This is a genomic window from Planctomycetota bacterium (genome assembly GCA_039819165.1).
In the GTDB taxonomy this organism is placed as follows: Bacteria; Planctomycetota; Phycisphaerae; order Phycisphaerales; family UBA1924; genus JAHCJI01.
On sequence record JBCBSM010000001.1, the window covers coordinates 68,308 to 82,086 of the forward strand.

At 71.2% G+C, this 13,779-nt stretch carries 10 protein-coding genes; 1 reads left to right on the forward strand and 9 read right to left on the reverse strand.

The window, feature by feature from the left end:
- Positions 1-24: 24 nt before the first annotated feature.
- From AAFX79_00250 to AAFX79_00290, 9 genes are all read right to left on the reverse strand, one after another.
- Positions 25-3,177, reverse strand: coding sequence for an efflux RND transporter permease subunit (locus tag AAFX79_00250; protein MEO1006979.1), 3,153 nt, complete (start codon positions 3,175-3,177; stop codon positions 25-27).
- A complete protein-coding gene (locus AAFX79_00255) occupies positions 3,170-4,306 on the reverse strand; it encodes an efflux RND transporter periplasmic adaptor subunit (protein ID MEO1006980.1) in 1,137 nt (378 codons plus the stop codon). Before AAFX79_00255 ends, AAFX79_00250 begins: the two co-directional genes overlap by 8 nt.
- Positions 4,307-4,388: 82 nt before the next feature.
- Positions 4,389-5,114: a helix-turn-helix domain-containing protein gene (locus tag AAFX79_00260; GenBank protein ID MEO1006981.1), complete on the reverse strand. Its 726-nt coding sequence runs from the start codon at positions 5,112-5,114 to the stop codon at positions 4,389-4,391.
- A gap of 156 nt (positions 5,115-5,270) precedes the next feature.
- Entirely contained in the window at positions 5,271-6,644 is a 1,374-nt protein-coding gene (locus tag AAFX79_00265; GenBank protein MEO1006982.1) for a metal ABC transporter permease, read from the reverse strand.
- Entirely contained in the window at positions 6,644-7,984 is a 1,341-nt protein-coding gene (locus AAFX79_00270; protein ID MEO1006983.1) for an iron chelate uptake ABC transporter family permease subunit, read from the reverse strand. The genes AAFX79_00265 and AAFX79_00270 overlap by 1 nt, the downstream gene beginning before the upstream one ends.
- Positions 7,985-7,987: 3 nt before the next feature.
- Positions 7,988-8,728 (reverse strand): metal ABC transporter ATP-binding protein, encoded by a 741-nt coding sequence (locus AAFX79_00275; protein MEO1006984.1) that lies wholly within the window; start codon positions 8,726-8,728, stop codon positions 7,988-7,990.
- A gap of 98 nt (positions 8,729-8,826) precedes the next feature.
- A complete protein-coding gene (locus AAFX79_00280) occupies positions 8,827-9,870 on the reverse strand; it encodes a zinc ABC transporter substrate-binding protein (GenBank protein ID MEO1006985.1) in 1,044 nt (347 codons plus the stop codon).
- Between the two features lie 119 nt (positions 9,871-9,989).
- Entirely contained in the window at positions 9,990-10,655 is a 666-nt protein-coding gene (locus tag AAFX79_00285; protein MEO1006986.1) for a metal-dependent transcriptional regulator, read from the reverse strand.
- 43 nt (positions 10,656-10,698) lie between these two features.
- Positions 10,699-12,210 (reverse strand): sulfotransferase, encoded by a 1,512-nt coding sequence (locus AAFX79_00290; GenBank protein MEO1006987.1) that lies wholly within the window; start codon positions 12,208-12,210, stop codon positions 10,699-10,701.
- A gap of 99 nt (positions 12,211-12,309) precedes the next feature.
- Between AAFX79_00290 and AAFX79_00295 the strand changes: the two genes are divergently transcribed.
- The gene (locus AAFX79_00295) at positions 12,310-13,614 is read left to right on the forward strand and encodes a glycosyltransferase family 87 protein (GenBank protein ID MEO1006988.1); all 1,305 of its coding nucleotides are present in this window, start codon (positions 12,310-12,312) and stop codon (positions 13,612-13,614) included.
- The last annotated feature ends 165 nt before the right edge of the window (positions 13,615-13,779 follow it).

Genomic DNA, 13,779 nt, shown 5'->3' on the forward strand with positions numbered 1-13,779 from the left:
CCACGGCGTCGCACCAAGCGGCCGCTAGACCGCGGCTCCGGCCAGCACGGGCCGGGCCGGCTCGGGCTCCCGCAGAGACGAGCCCCCGATGGACGCGCGCCGCCGAGCGGTCCCGCGCAGCGCCACCAGCCTGAACAGCCCCGGAACCAGCAGCACCGCGAGCAGCGTGGCACCCGCGATGCCGCCCGCCATCACGATCGCCAGGGACGGCCAGAAGTCCCCGCCGATGAACAGCAGCAGCGGCAGGAAGCCGCCGATGGTCGTCAGCGTCGTCGAGATGACGTGCCGCATGCAGCCCAGGATGGCTTCGGCGATGCCCCGTGGGTCGCCGAGCCGCGCGGTCGGGTGCTCCCGCAGCGATGCGAGCACGACGATGCTGTCGTTGAGCGCCACGCCGATGAGGCCCAGCGTGCCCAGGATGGAGTTGAAGCTGAAGGGGAACGAGATCGCCCACGTCGCCAGCAGCGCGAGGCCGACCGAGAGCACCGCGACGGCCCCGAGGATCGCCGCCATGGCGACGCTGCGGAACGCGAGGATCAGCGTGGCGATCATCAGCACGACGAGCACCGGCGCGTAACGCGCGAGGTTGCCCGTGGCGTCGGAGTTCTGCTCGGCCGCGCCGCCGACGCTGATGGCGTATCCCGCCGGCAGCGGGGGGCCCTGCGACTGGAGGTCCTCGAGCACCTCCGCGCCGATGGCCAGCGGCAATGCGCCCGCCCGCGTGTACGCCTTCACGCTGTTGGATCGCTGCCCCTTGTAGCGGGTGATCGCGCCGCGGGCGGGCCGCAGGCTGGCGTCGGCGATGGCCGGCAGCGGCACCGCCGTGCCGTCGGGGCCGATGATCTCGGTCGACGCGATCTCGGCGATGTCGCCCCGCGCGGCCTCGGCGTGCGACACGCGGACCGGGATCTCCTCGAGATCCTCGAGCACGGTGCCCCCGGTCACGCCCTCGTACGCGTTGCGCAGCTGCGTCGCGACGTCGACCAGCGTGAGGCCCGCCAGCTTCGCCTGCTGCTCGTCCACGTCGAACCACAGCTTCGGTTCGGCCCGCTCGATGGTCATCTGCGTGTGCAGCACGTCCGGGTGCGCCTGCAGCCGCGCGCGGAACGCCTCGCCGATGTCCTGGAGAACGTCGGGATCCGGCCCGGTCACGCGGTACTCGATGTCGGCCACCACGGGCGGTCCCTGGCCGAACGAGCGCACCACGACCTGCGCACCCGGCAGTTGATCGTCGAGCTGGGCCTGCAATTCTGTGACCAGGCGCTTGGTGGCCTCGGCGGAGGTCGTATCGACGATGCCGTGCGCATATGACGGCATCGCGTCCTTGTCCATCACCAGGTTGTACCACACGCTCGGGTAGCTTCCGCCCACCAGCCAGTGGACCCGCTCGACGCCGTCGGCATCGCGGATGATGGACTCGGCCCGCTCGGATTCCGCCCGCGTGCGCGAGAGCGAGGCGTCGCTGGGCATCCAGATCTGCACGTGGAACATGTCGCGATCCACGGGCGGGAAGAACTGGTTGCCGAGCATGGGCGCCACGGCGAATCCGGCCAGCGGGGCGATCAACGCCAGGCTGATGGCCGCCACGGGACGCTCGTAGAGCGCCCGCAGCACGCGCGCCAGCCCGCGGCCCCGGGTCCTGCTGCCGACGCCATCCTTCCACCAACGGCGGCGGGACTCGGGCGCTCTGGACACGAAGATGCCCGCGAGCGCGGCGATGATCGTCAGCGACACGCCGAAGGAGAACACGACGGCGTAGATCACGCTCTGCCCGATGGAGCCCACGAAGTCGCCCGCGCCGCCGGGCAGCAGCAGGATGGGCGCGAAGGCCAGCACGGTCGTGAGCGTCGAGGCGCCCAGCGGCCCGGCGAGGTGCCGCACGGCCGAGCCCATCGCGTCGACCCTGCTCGCGCCCGCGCGCAGCCGCGCGGTAACCTCGTCGGTCACGACGATCGCGTTGTCCACAAGCAGGCCGAGCGCGATGATCATGCCGAAGATCGACATCTGGTGCAGGCTGTTGCCGCTGGCCTGGATGGCCGCGAGCGTGAGCGAGACAACCAATGGCAGGGCCGACCCCACGATGACCGCCTGCCGCATGCCCATGGTCAGCCAGATGACCGCGAGGATCACGCCCGCGCCCGCCAGCAGGTTCAGGCCGAGCTCGGTCAGCCGCGCCGACGTGTAGCTGGTCTGCTCGAACACTCGCTGGACGTCCAGGCCCGAGCGTTCGGCCTCGAAGCTTCGCAGCACGCCGCTCGCCTGCTGGGCCCAGGCGTCGGCCTGCGCGTTCCCTGCCATGCGTGCCGCGACGAGCACGCCACGCCGGCCGTCGCTCAGCGCGAGTGCGTCCACCGGCGTGCGGATGTCCCGATCCAGTGTTGCGATGTCCGACAACCGCAGCACGCGGCCATCGGCGCCCTCGCGGAGCGGAATGGCGGCGATCCGCTCGAGCGTGTCCAGCTCGCCGGCCACCTCGATCAGCACGTCGTTCGCCGCGCCGCGCACCACGCCCGCGGAGGACCTCGAGTCCGCATCGCGGATGAGCTGCGCGATCATGCCCGCATCCAGCCCGAGCGCGGACGCCTCGTCGGCGTCGAGGCGCACGCGGATCTCCTCTCGGGCGTCGCCGTACACGCGGACCAGCTCCGTGCCCGGCACGCCCCGCAGGCGGTCGGCCAGTTCCTCGGCCTGCCTCGTGAGCACCCCGATGGATGCTGCCGAGGGCTCCCTCGAGCCGACGGACGCCACGAGCGTGTAGGCAACCGGATCCCGCTTGTCGTCCATGTCGGGCCGGCCCGCGCCCGCCGGAAGCCGCGGCTCGACGTCCCGCAGCTTGTCGCGGATCTCGCTGAAGATCTCCTGGTTTTCGCGCGCGGTGATGCGGTCCAGCAGTTCGATGGACACCACCGACATGCCCGCTCGCGACGTCGTCTCGACCTTCTTGATCTCATCGATCTCGTCCAGCGCCGTCTCGATGGGCTCTGTCACTAAGCTCTCGACGCGCTCGGCCGAGGCGCCCGGGAACGGCGTGAGCACCAGCGGCCCGCGGTTGACGATGCGCGGATCCTCGAGTCGCGGGATGGTCAGGAAGCTGGAGAGGCCCGCGACCAGCGAGACCACGATCAGCAGCCCCAGCAGGTAGCGATTCCGCATCACGAGGGTCGACCAGCTAGCCATCCCGGCGCTCCGCCTCGGATTCGACGGGCCGCACCCGGATTCCCGGCACGATCCGCTGCGTGCCGTCCTCCACGATCAGCTCGCCGCCGGCGACGGGTCCCCGGACGTATGCCCGGACGGCTTCCGGGCGGATGAGCTCTACTTCGCGTCGCTCCAGGATCCAGCCCTCGTCGGCCGGAGTGACGACGTAGAGCGCCCACAGCCCGCGATTGCTCTGCGTGAGCGCGGACAGCGGCACCCAGAAGCCACGCTCGTCGAGGCGATCCCGCAATCGGATGGATACGTTGCCGCCGTCGCGGAGCACGCCGCCGAGCGGCTCCTCGAGCGCGAGCCGCACCTCGGCGGTGCGTGTCCGCCGATCGATCGACGGCAGCACGCTCACGACGCGCGCCGGCCATGTCCGTCCCTCGCCGACGACGTCGATGCGGTCTCCAAGGGCGGCGAGCGCCCGCGGCGCCACGCCGATGCGCACCTCGGGCGATTCGGTCTCCAGCAGGCTCAGCACGCGGACGCCGGGCTGCATCACCGCGCCGACGTCGGCGTGCCGGTCGGCGACGAACCCGTCGAAGGGCGCGACGATGGTGCTCTTCGAGAGGTCCACTTCCACGAGCGCCAGGGCGGATTCGGCCTGGCCGACCCGTGCGGTCAGCGACGCCACCGAACTGATGACCTGGTCCATCTCCTGCTCGCTGACCGCATCGGCCTCGTACGAGCGGCGGGTGCGCTCGAGCGTGATCTCGGCGATCGAAAGATCGGCCCGGGCTTCCTCCAACGCGGCCCCAAGCCGGTCCCGGTCGGCTCGCAGCCGCGCGGTGTCCAGGCCGGCGATGGGATCGCCCGCGCGGACGAGATCGCCCTCGTCGGCATAGATCGCCTCGATCTTGCCGGCCAGTTCGAAGGCGGCGTCGATCCGCTGCCGGGCCTGGATCTCGCCGCGGTACCGCGTCTCGATCTCGATCGAGTCGAGCCAGCGCACCGGCGCGACCGAGACGGCGAGCGGGCGGGCCTCAACCGTGGAGTCGTCGCCGCCGGAGCGCGCGACCACCGCGGTGCCGCCGACCAGCACGAGCACGCCCAGCACCACGGCGGCGGTCGGCAGCGCCCGCCTGGCGATCTGCAGGCCATTCATGACGAACCCTCCATGGAAAAACACCGGTCAAGGAATGACGAAGCGTCAGAAGCACGACAAATAGAGAAGGCAGCCCGCGGCATCACGCCAGCCCCTCGGGCAGGCGTTCGTCGAACACCGCCTCGCAGATGCGCGCGGCCGACGCGCGGTAGTCCCACTCAGCGGCGAGCGGCCGCCATCCGTAGCCGTCGAGCATCGCGTTGTAGTTGCGCCACAGCACGGGGTGCAGGTCGATGCCCTCGAAGGGCGGCATCGGCTCGGTCGACGCGATGCGGTAGTGCCCGATCGACTGCGTCCACAATCCGTAGAGCGGCGCGCACAGCGGCAACTCGGGCGGCAGATCCAGATCGCCGGTCTCGATGGCGTCCCGCACGATGCCGGTCAGCACGTCCATCATCGCCGACTTGGTGTGCGTCCACGCGTCGCGGCGCTCCTGGCTGATCTTGTCGGCGATCGAGCGGAGATCCAGGATGCTCTCCACCGCGAAGTGGTCCGGGAATCGGCGGATGAAGATGGCATCGGCGACGCCGATGGCGAGGATCCGCTCCCGCGTCCGGCCGTCGTAGGCCGCCGCCTGGCGGAACATCTCCGCCCGCGCCAGCGCCGTGTCGTTGCACAGCGCGGCGATGAGGTCCTCCTTCGAGCTGAAGTGCTGGTACACCGTGCCCTTGGAGTACTCGATGGTCTCGGCCAGCCGGTCCATGTTCAGGCCCAGGTAGCCGCTCTCGGCGAGCATCCGTCGGGCCGTATCGAGGATGAGCTTCTCGCGGGCGATCTTCTCGCGTTGACGGCGAGCAACGGTAGCCATACCGAATTATGGTCACATTTCGACGAAGAGTCAAGAATCGACGGAGATCCAGTATTGGCGGCCGGGAATCACCGAACAGGGCCTCCTGCCGCCCTAGTGAACACCGAAGACACTGAATGTCAGCACATCGCGGGCTGGAACGGATACCGCGCGGGCTCAGCTGGGCCCGCGAGGGCCCGGAATCCGCCGGCCGTGGGGGTCCACACTCGGCCCAGCGGGCGGGGGCATGTCGAGGTGCTCGAGCTGCTCCGCGGGATCGTGGACGTGGTCGGGCGCGTAGCCGGCCTGGTCGACCAGGTAGCTCTCCCAGAGGCGGTGCCGGCGGACGAGGGCGGACGCCCGCGTGGTGCCCTCGGGCGTGAGTCGGAGGGCATCGCCGCGCCGCTCGACCATGCCCGCGCGCGTCGCAACGCGCAGCGCGCCGGCGATCCGGCGGGCCGGCAGAGCAGAGGCGAGTTCGCGCTCCGCTATCGCGTCGCGGCCAGCTTCGGCGTTGCGATAGAGGGCCGCGAGCGCATCGTCCAGGGCGACCCGCAGCGCGACCCGCCGCCGCTGCACCAGCCTAGAGACCACGCCGTGCCGCGGCGCCGCGACGATCGCGGTCACCAGCAGTCCGCCGGCCGCCACGGTCATCCCGCCGGCGGCGTTGACGGCATCCAGGCCGAACGCCGCGGGGATCGCGCTCGACCCCACGTAGCCGCCGACGGCCGACGCGATCGCGATCGCGACGCTCCAGGCGATCTGCGTCGCGAGCCGATTGGTCAGCAGCCGCGCGGTGGCGGCGGGGCACACCAGCATCGCGATGACCAGGATGGAGCCGACGGCCTCGAAGCTGGCGACGGTTGCCGCCGCCACCAGCACCATCAGCGCGTAGTGCAGCGCCGTGGCGTGGAAGCCCTGCGAGGTTGCGAGGGCGGCATCGAAGGCGGCGATCCGCAGCTCCTTGAACAACACCACGACGAACGCGATCGCTACGGCCGCCGTGATCGCCAGCACGACCACCTGCCGGGGGATCTCGCCCAGCGTCGACCAGCTGACCAGCGCCGCGAGCGTGTCGGGGGCCGAGTACCAGGCGAGGTACTCCAGCTGGCCGTGCAACACGCAGTCGGCATCGAGGTGCAGGTTGCGGGCGGCGGCCCGCTCGATGAGCAGCACGCCCAGCGCGAAGAGCACGCTGAAGACCACGCCCATGGCCGCCCCGGGCTCGATGCGTCCGAGCTTCTTGACCGCTTCGACCAGCACGACCGTGGCGATGCCCGCGATGGTCGCGCCGGCGAGCATCGCCAGCGGGCTGCTCGTGCCGGCCAGCAGGAACGCGACGACGAGCCCGGGCAGGACGCTGTGGCTGATGGCGTCGCCCATCAGGCTCAGCCGCCGCAACACCAGGAAGTTGCCGAGCACGCCGCAGCTCACGCAGGCCAGCACGCCGGCGAGCAGCGGGAACAGGTCGAGCGCGAGCAGCGTGCGCAGCGCCTCGCTGGGCTGGTGCATCCAGCCGCCGACGTTCGTTGTTGTTGCGAGTGGCACCATCACGGCGCGGCACCCCCGGCCGAGGGCACGGCGACGCCGCGGGCGGCCAGTTCGGCCTCCAGCCGCCGCACCAGATCCTCGGAGAGCGCGTGCTCCACCTGATCGACCGACCAATCGACGTGGCTGGGCGCGATGTCGGCGTGGCTGATCAGGTACTGCTCCCAGAGCGCGTGGTTGCGGGCCACGCGGGCGCCCCGGGCGAGGCCCGCGGGCGACGGCTTCACGACGCCGCTCGCGGTGTTGGCGTCGCCGCGGAGCCGCAGCGCCAAAAGCACCAGCAGCCGCAGCGCGGGCGACCAGCGTCGCCGCTCGGCCAGGCGTCCGACCTCGGCGGCGGATAGCTCGCGGGCGCCGCGCTCGTGCGCGAGCTCGAGCAGGTGGTCGCCGGCGATCCGCACGCGGAGTCGGACGCGGCGGATCAGAGCGGCGACGACGCCCCTGGCCGGCGCGGCCAGGAAGCTGATCGCGAAGATCCCGCCCGCGGCCAGCACGATGACCGCGCCCGCGGGCTTGCGGGGGAGCAACGCGGAGACCACGGACCCCAGGTAGCCGCTCGCCGCTCCGAAGGCGCCCGCGAGGACCACCAGCAGCCACAGCCGCTCGGTCCAGAAGCGGGCGGCCACGGGCGGGATGATCAGCATCGCGACGACGAGGATGAGTCCGACCGCCCGCAGCCCCGCGACGGTGACGAGCACGACCAGGCCCATCATCAGCAGATCGAGCAGGCCCACGGGCCAGCCGTCGACGCGGGCGAAGGCGTCGTTGAAGCAGGCGAGCTTGAACTCCTTGAAGAGCAGCAGCGTGGCCAGGATGGCCGCCGCGGCGATGCCCGCCATCGCCAGCACGTCGCCGGGCTGCATCGTCGCCGCCTGGCCGTAGATCAGCGCGTCGAGCCCCGCGGCGCCGGTGGCCGCGTTGGCCTGGATGTAGCTGAGCAGCACGACGCCCGCGCCGAAGAAGACGCTCAGCACAATGCCGATCGCCGCGTCCTCGCGCAGCCGTGTGTGCCGCAGGATCAGCTGGATGCACGCGACCCCAAGCACGCCGGTAGCCGCCGCGCCCACGAGCAGCAGCGGCAGCGTGCGGCCATCGAGCCCGATCGCGCCGGCGAGCAGGAAGGCGGCGGCGATGCCCGGCAGCGTCGCGTGGCTGATCGCATCGGCAACCAGCGCCCGCTTGCGCAGCAGCGCGAAGACGCCGACGACGCCTGCCGCCAGCCCGAGCAGGGAGGTGCCCGCGACCACCACGCTCGTGTTGAAGCCCGCCCGGAACGTGAGCGTGTCGACGATCTCGGCCAGGCCGACCGCGTTGCCCGGTTGCGTCAGCCCGGGGGGGCGCACGGCCTAGCGCCGCCCCGCGGCCGCGCGGGCGACGGCCTCGGCGGCCTCGGACAGCAGCGTCAGCCGGCCGCCGTAGGTCCGCTGTAGGTTCTCCGGGGTGAAGACCTCCGGCACCGGGCCCGCGGCCACGATCCGCATGTTCAGCAGCATCACGTCGTCGAAGTACTCGGGCACGGTCTGCAGGTCGTGGTGCACGGCGACGACGGTCTTGCCGGCCCGCTGCAACTCGCGGAGCACGCCGACGATGGCCCGCTCGGTGGCCGCATCGACGCCCGCGAAGGGCTCGTCCATGAAGTAGAGGTCGGCTTCCTGCGCCAGGGCGCGCGCCAGGAACACCCGCTGCTGCTGCCCGCCCGAGAGCTGGCTGATCTGCCGCCGCGCGTAGTCCCGCATGCCGACGCGTTCCAGGCACTCCAGTGCCGCGTCCTTGTGGCTCCGGGTCACCGGACGGCACCAGCCGATCCTTCGGTATCGGCCCATGCACACCACGTCGAGGGCCGACACCGGGAAGTCCCAGTCCACGCTCTCCCGCTGGGGCACGTAGCCCACGCGGGACCGCGCGCGGCGGTACGCCCCCCCCCAGAACTCGACCTGGCCCGACGCGCGTGGCACGAGGTCGAGGCAGGCCTTGATCAGCGTGCTCTTGCCCGCGCCGTTGGGGCCCACGATGGCGATCAACCGGTTGGGGGCGGCATCGAAGTCGACGTCCCACAGCACCGGCTTGCGGTCGTAGGCCACCGTCATCGCGTGCACCGAGAGCGGGCTCGCCGACGAGTGCTCGGGCCGCTCGGCCAGATCCGTGGCCGCCCGCGTCGTGGGGTGCAGGACGCTCGGCATGGCCGCTACCTGGGCGAAGCCGGCGCCGCGAGCCGGCCCTGCATGCCGCCCTCGGGCGCCTCGCCGCCCAGTGCGCGGGCGATGGTCGTCACGTTGTGGTCGATCATGCCGACGTAGGTGCCGCGGTAGGTGCCCGCATCGCCCATCGCGTCGCTGAACAGCGTGCCGCCGATGGAGACCTCGTGCCCCCGCGCCCGGGCCCCGGCTATGAGCGCCTCAACATTGCGTTGCGAGACCGTCGACTCGACGAACACCGCGGCGATCTTGCGGTCGACGAGCAGGTCGACCAGACGCTCGATGTCCCGCACGCCCGCTTCGGAATCCGTCGAGATGCCCTGGATGCCCACGACCTCGTAGCCGAAGCGGCGGCCGAAGTAGTTGAAGGCGTCGTGGGCCGTGACCAGCGCCCGCTGCTCCTCGGGAACGCTCGCCAGCACGCGGACGGCGTAGGCGTCGAGCGCGTCGAGCCGGGCGGCGTAGGCCTCGGCGTTCTCGCGGTACGCCGACGCGCCCTGCGGATCGAATTCGGTCAGCTTGTCCCGCACGACGCCGACCGCCTTGGACCACGCCAGCGGGTCCATCCACACGTGCGGGTCGTAGTGGCCCTCGAAGCCCTCGGGCTCGAGCAGGTAGGCCTCATCGAGCAGTTCGGTCACGCGGAAGACCTTCTTGCCCGCCTCGGCGGCGCGGAACAGCGAGTCGGTCATCTTGCCCTCGAGCAGCAGTCCGTTGATGAAGATCGCGTCGGCGCCCAGCAGCCGCTGCACGTCGCTCCGCGTGGGCTTGTAGAGGTGGGGGTCGACGCCCGAACCGATGAGGCCCGTCACCGTCGCCCGCTCCCCCGCGACGTTCCGCACGATGTCGGCCACCATGCCCGTGGTGGCGACGATCGAGTAGGTCGCCCCGCCGGATGCTGCGCCGCTATCGGCGGGTCCCGACGCGGGTGTGGCGGTCGTCGCGCCCTCGCCGCAGCCCAGCAGCAGCCCGAGGATCGGGAGCAACCAGAGCAGCGGGGATCGTGCCGGCGCGCGGAGCGTGGTGCCTTGCATGCGTCCTCCGAGTTGGGGGCCATCCATCATCGGCCACGGCAAGCATAGCATTCAAAGTTTGTCTAGTCAAACAATCTCGACCATGGCTTGGACGGCCGTGCCGTGTCGGTAGCGACCGGCTAGCCGACGGGATCGACGTGGATCTTCTCGGCCGCCTCAAACGACAGGCTGACGGGCGATCGCCGCATCGCCTTGACGCTCATCGACCCGGCCTCTGGTACGACCTCGACCACGCCGATCCGGGTGCCGGGCCGCAGGCCGTGCTTCGCCGCGAATCCCAGAAAATCGGGGTCTTGGTCGACGATGCGGGCGACCACGCCCCGATCCCCCGCGTGCAACTGCGAGAGGGGTGTGGACCGGTCCTCGACCAGCCGGCCGTCGGCGTCGGGTATTGGGTCGCCGTGCGGGTCGATCGAGGGATGGTCCAGGAAGGCGTCCAGGCGGTCCAGCACCTTTGCGGAGAGGGCGTGCTCCAGCCGCTCGGCCTCCTCGTGCACCTCGGCCCAATCGAAGCCCAGCGTCTCGACGAGGAAGACCTCGATGAGCCGGTGCCGGCGGATCATGTCGATCGCCAGCTTGCGGCCCCTGGCCGTCAGCCGGATGCCGCCGTACCGCTCGGCGTCCGCGAGCTTCGCTTCGCGGAGCTTGCGGACCATGGCCGTCACGCTGCCCTTAGTCACGCCCAGGGTCGCGGCGAGGCGGACGACGGTGGCCTCGCCCGTCGGCGCATCCCGCTGCAGCAGGTAGATCGCCTTGACGTAGTCTTCGACGGTCGAGGTCGGCATGCGGGCGGATGCTAGCCGGCGATCCCCGTTGCGCCGCCCGCGGTCATGCAGCGGGGTACTCGGGGAAGTCGACCCCCGCGATCTGCTCGGCGTAGTTCGCGTGCCGCCCGGCCGACGTGGTGTACAGCGGCCGGTTGACCTGGTCGTAGCTGAGCGTGCGAACGGTGCGGCGGCTCTTGTAGAACTCGCGGCAGGCGTCGTCCCACTCCAGGCCGATGAACTCGATGAGCCTCGGGAACTGCGTGCCGGGATCGCTCACGAGGTCCTCGTATCGCAGGTCTAGGATCGGGATGTCCAGTGTCTGCGCCCAGTGGGCCATCATCCGCTCGGACTGCTCCCAGGCGTGGGCGACCCAGTCCAGCCGCGTGGTCCAGGGCAGCGCGACGTTGTTGAACGCGCCCATGTAGCACGAGATCGCCACGTCCCGCGGGTCTCGCATCGCGTGGATGATCCGCGTCCTAGGGAACAGCCGCGCCAGCAGCCCGACCAGCCGGTTGTTGCCCATCGCCTTGTTGACCACGCGATCCGCGCCCGGCGCCAGCGTGCCGAGCTCCTTGACGTAGTCGTCGGCCACCCGCGTCCAGCGGAAGCGGTTGATGCTGCCGAAACGCTTGGCGGGCGCGGCGTCGGCGTTGTACGCGGCGTCGAGCTGCGCCGCGAACCGCTCGATCGACGACAGCTCGCCCACGCCCGCCGCCCGCGGGTGGGCGTCGATGATCTGGTCGATCAAGCTCGTGCCCGAGCGGGGCATGCCCGCGACGAAGATCGGCACCTCGCTCTGGCAGGTCGACAGCGGGAAGTCGGCCATGTTCTCCGCGGTCCACGTCTCGATCACCCGCGTGACCTGCTGCTCGTAGGCCGCCGGGTCCCAGGCCTCGCGGCCCTTGTCGTTGGCGATCGTGGCCGATCCGAACGCCGCGGCGTAGTCGCCCGAGCGATCCTGGGCCTTGGCCCGCAGGTAGTACCCAAGGCACGACAGCGTGCGGGGCGTGGCGGCGTCGGCGGCGAACGCATCGACGACCTCGACCGCCCGCTGGTAGTCCTTCTCGTGGATGAGCAGCTTGGCCAGCTCGTACCGCAGGTGGGGGGGCAGCGGCCGGCCCTCGGCCTCGAGCCGTTCGATCATCGGATCGATGACGGCGCGGGCCTCGTCCAGCCGACCGGCTTCCTCCAGCGTGCCCACGCGGTGCATGAGCAGGGGCAGGTCGCCCGGCACCATCTTGAGCGCGTCGTCGATCAGGTGCAGGGCGCGGTCGGTGTTGCCCGCGCGACGCTCGATGCGCGACAACGCCACGAGCGCACCAGCGTTGGGTCCCTGCTTCATCGCCTGCTCGGCGTGGTGGCGGGCGCGGTCCTCGGCGCCCATCCGCTCGGCCAGCGCCGCCATCATCAGGTGCAGCTGGGGATCGGACGGGTACCGCCGGAGGGCCGCCTGCCCGTGCTGCCACCCCTCGGCGACGCGATCGCTCTCGAGCGCCGCCTGCACGGGCTCGATCGCCTTCAGCCTGCGCTGGTCCTGCGGCTTCGCGGGCCGCGCCGCCTGCGGTGGATTCATCACGGGGCATGGTATCGGCGGCGTCGGACGCCGGCCCCAGCCGGGATCGCGGGTCCGGCGTCGCGATATCCTGTGGGTTCCGCCACCCGTGGAGACGCGATGCCGCTGCCCAAGCCACTCCGCCACCCGTTCGTGCCGATCGTCCTCTTCGCGGGGCTGATGCTGTGGCTGGCGTTCAAGACGGCGTCGTCCTTCCTGCGGGGCAAGCAGGGCGACTTCCACGTGTTCTACCAGGCGGCCGAGGCCGTGCGGGAGGGCGCCGACATCTACGCGTCGGGGGTCGGGGGCTACCTATACCCGCCGATGCTCGCGACGGCCTTCGTGCCGCTCACGTGGCTCTCGCTGGGCCAGGCCGGAGCCGTGTGGGCGATCGTCAACGGCGTGATGCTCGCCGCCGCGGCGTGGCTCATGGCCGACGAGGCGCTCCGCCGCTTCGGGCTGCCGCGATCCACGTTCACGGTCGCCAGCGCCGCGCTGCTGGGCAGCGCCGTGGTCTTCGACAAGGCCAAGTCCGCCCTCGCGATGGGCCAGACCGACCTGCTCATCCTGCTCGGGCTGGTGCTGGCGCTGCGGTGGGTCGGCCGCGCGCCGCTGCTGTGCGGCGTCGCCTTCGGCGTCGTCATGAACGTCAAGTACCTCGCGGTGATGTTCCTGCCCTACCTATTGCTGCGGCGGCGGTGGGGGGCGAGCGCCGCCTTCGTGGGCGGCACCCTGATGGTGTCGCTCTCCACCGCCCTGGTCTTCGGCTGGCAGCGCAACCTGGCGTATCTCGGCTCGTCCCTGGGCGCACTGGGCGAGGTCGTGGGCCTGGCCGACGCCGACGCGACCGTGACGAACCCCAACGCCCTCACCTGGGATCGCAGCGTCTCGGTGACCAGCGCCACGGCCCGGCTGGTCGAGGGATCGGACCACGCGACGCTCTGGTTGCTGCTCGGCGTGGGCGGCGTAGCGCTTGCAGTGACGGCGGTCTGCTGGTCGTTCTACGCCGCGAAGGGCCTGCCCGTGCTGCGGGATCGCGGCGGCCGGGGCGACGAGGCCATCCCCCGCCGCCGGGCGTTGGTGCTGCTGGAGTGGTCGGGCGTCATCGTCGCGACGCTGGCGTTCAGCCCCCAGACCGACGGGCGGCACATGGTCATCGCGCTGCCCGCGGTGATGGCGGCCTCGGTGCTGCTGCTGCACGGGAAGACCCACGCCGCCCGCGCGCTGCCCCTGGCTGGACTGGTGATCTTCGTCGCCGGCCTGTACCTGCCGCCCGGAGGCAAGACCTTCGAGGCCGCGCTCGACGGCTGGCGTTCCATCGGCGGCGCGAGCTGGTGCCTGCTGGCGATGTACCTCTGCGTCTTGTGGAGCGGCCTCGCCCGCGCCCGCACTCTCGAGAACGACGCCGAGCCGGCGAACGACTGATCGCGATTCTGCCCGGTCTTCGCTGCGATCCGTGTATCAATCTGCCGATCGTCCGCATATACCAGGGCACGCCGCGGGCGAACAACGCTTGGGTTATCGGCACGCCGAGTGGCGACCATTGGACCACGGCCGCCACGAGACGCATCCAGAGACGAGCAATCGGGA

What these genes read in the sequence shown, in the direction of transcription:
- AAFX79_00250 (MEO1006979.1), bottom strand. Translation starts at nt 3,177, where the DNA reads ATGGCTAGCTGGTCGACCCTCGTGATGCGGAATCGCTACCTGCTGGGG.
- AAFX79_00255 (MEO1006980.1), bottom strand. Translation starts at nt 4,306, where the DNA reads ATGAATGGCCTGCAGATCGCCAGGCGGGCGCTGCCGACCGCCGCCGTG.
- AAFX79_00260 (MEO1006981.1), bottom strand. Translation starts at nt 5,114, where the DNA reads ATGGCTACCGTTGCTCGCCGTCAACGCGAGAAGATCGCCCGCGAGAAG.
- AAFX79_00265 (MEO1006982.1), bottom strand. Translation starts at nt 6,644, where the DNA reads ATGGTGCCACTCGCAACAACAACGAACGTCGGCGGCTGGATGCACCAG.
- AAFX79_00275 (MEO1006984.1), bottom strand. Translation starts at nt 8,728, where the DNA reads ATGACGGTGGCCTACGACCGCAAGCCGGTGCTGTGGGACGTCGACTTC.
- AAFX79_00280 (MEO1006985.1), bottom strand. Translation starts at nt 9,870, where the DNA reads ATGCAAGGCACCACGCTCCGCGCGCCGGCACGATCCCCGCTGCTCTGG.
- AAFX79_00285 (MEO1006986.1), bottom strand. Translation starts at nt 10,655, where the DNA reads ATGCCGACCTCGACCGTCGAAGACTACGTCAAGGCGATCTACCTGCTG.
- AAFX79_00290 (MEO1006987.1), bottom strand. Translation starts at nt 12,210, where the DNA reads ATGAATCCACCGCAGGCGGCGCGGCCCGCGAAGCCGCAGGACCAGCGC.
- AAFX79_00295 (MEO1006988.1), top strand. Translation starts at nt 12,310, where the DNA reads ATGCCGCTGCCCAAGCCACTCCGCCACCCGTTCGTGCCGATCGTCCTC.